Source organism: Saccharomonospora iraqiensis subsp. iraqiensis, from assembly GCF_000430445.1.
Classification (GTDB): Bacteria; Actinomycetota; Actinomycetes; order Mycobacteriales; family Pseudonocardiaceae; genus Saccharomonospora; species Saccharomonospora iraqiensis.
Map to the genome: position 1 here is coordinate 23,270 of NZ_KE387112.1, position 1,979 is coordinate 25,248.

The 1,979-nt window shown below is 75.0% G+C and carries 1 protein-coding gene and 1 pseudogene; both read right to left on the reverse strand.

Translation table 11 applies throughout. The features are described from left to right. Window positions 1-1,712: glycosyltransferase family 2 protein (locus ACTIR_RS0116860; RefSeq protein ID WP_026455165.1), on the reverse strand; the 1,712-nt coding region annotated here is incomplete at its 3' end. A 26-nt stretch (window positions 1,713-1,738) separates the two neighbouring features. After that, window positions 1,739-1,979, reverse strand: a pseudogene (locus ACTIR_RS26805) (glycosyltransferase family 2 protein); the annotation flags it as partial.

Genomic DNA, 1,979 nt, shown 5'->3' on the forward strand with positions numbered 1-1,979 from the left:
CGCGGCGGGTCGGTCGGCAGGCCGAACGGCGCGACCGCCAGCAGCGACCGGGTTGTCGGGTCGGCGTCGTAGAGCCGGGGGGAGAGCCTGCCGGCCGCGGCGAGGTGGCCCAGCCACAGGTGGCGTTGCCGCTCCGAGGCGCACAGGAAGAAGTCCCCGCGGGCGAGCTGGGCGTCGAGGACACCGCGGACCGCGGCGAGGTCGTCGGCCCTGCGGTCGTCCGGGCGGTCGCGGCCCTGCTCCAGCTGTTCCAGGTGCATCGGGTCGTACAGGTCGCACACCACGACGGTGTGGGCGTACTCGCGCTTGAGCGCGGACGCCTTCTCCAGCGCGTGCCCCTGCAGCACCACGACGTCCGCCCACGCCAGGTGCGCGTCGAGGTCGCGGGGTTGGGCACGGCCCACCGTGAACGCGGCGGGCGGTGGGTCGACGGCCGGGTTCAGCGTCAGCAGCCGCACGTCGTGCTCGCGGGCGAGGACGTCGGCGATGTTGAAGGCGCGGATCGCCGGGCCCGCCATCCGCTCGGTGATCGCGTCCCCGGTGAGCACGAGCACCCGCCGGCGGGTGCCGAACGCCCGCTCGATGCCGAAGGTCTCCACCAGCACGTCGTGCGCGGCCAGGTAACGTGGGAGCGGGTACGCCGGTTCGAGCGCGTCGCGGAACAGCGGACGCAGGTCGTCGTCGGTGCGCACCCGGCTGCGCTGCTCGGCCTCCCGGGCCTGCGCCAGTCCGGGCAGCAGGTCGACGAACCGGTCGATCGCGAGCATCCCCGCGAGTGCGTCCCGGGGAACCGGGACCGGCTCCGTGTCCGGTGGTGTGCCGGTGTCCGGGCCGGCTGCGGCGGGGTCGAGGAGGGCGGGGTCGAGTCCGCCCCGCGCGGTGGCCCGCCGCACGGTCAGCGCGAGCGCCGCGGGCAGCACCCGCGCCAGGGACTCGTCCGAGAGGTTGCGGTAGAGCGCGGCCAGTGCGTTGCGTTCCAGCAGGAACGTCTCCCGGCCGGAGTCCGGGGCCTGCACCGCGTCCACCGTGCCGTGGTGCCGGTGGTAGGCGATCGATGCGGGCACGTAGCGCACCCGCCACCCGCGCAGGTTGAGCCGCCACCCGAGGTCGACGTCCTCGTAGAACAGGAAGAAGTCGTCGTCGAACCCGCCGAGCGCGGCGAAGGCGTCGGCGCGCACGAACATGGCCGACCCGGTGGCGAACAGCACGTCCTTGGCGTGGGCGTGTTCGGCGTCCGGCAGGTCGGCGACCCGGCTGCCCGCGTGCCGCTTGTACCCCATGCCGAACCAGGTGAGCCCGCCGTCGACGAAGTCGGCGCCGGTGCCGTCGGCGTCCAGGACCCGGCTGGCCACCGCCGCGACGGTCGGGTCGGCCCGCAACGCCGCCACCGCGGCGTCGATCCAGTCCGGGTGCGGTCGGGCGTCGTTGTTCAGCAGGGCGAGGACCGTGCCGTTCGCCTCGGCCGCGCCGAGGTTGCCACCGCCCGCGAAGCCGAGGTTCGCCCCGGCGGCGACGACCCGTGCCTGCGGTACGGCGGCGCGGATGCGGTCGGCCTCGGAGTCGGGCGCGGGGGTGTTGTCCACGCACACGAGTTCCAGGCGGGGGTAGCCGAGTGCGTGCACCGCGCGCAGGCAGGCGATCGTGTCGTCGGCCCCGCGGTAGTTCACCACGATGACCGAGACGAGTGGCTGTGTCGTCTCCCCCTGGGTCACGGCCGCTCCTTCCGCCCGTGGTCAGCCTACTGCCCGTGGAAGGTGTCCCAGACCGCGGCTCGGTCCACCGCGCCGAGCCGCGTGATCGCCCGGCGTTCCCGCACCGTGCGGGGGAGTCGGGCGATCGCACCGGACAACACACGGCAGCGGAGACCGGCCCGGAGATTGGGGGCGTCGGCGATTCGGCCTCCGGTGAGCGCGCGGCGCACGGGGAGCACCGCGGTCCGCGCCGCGAACCGGGCCCACTCGCGGACGGCCACCCGGGCC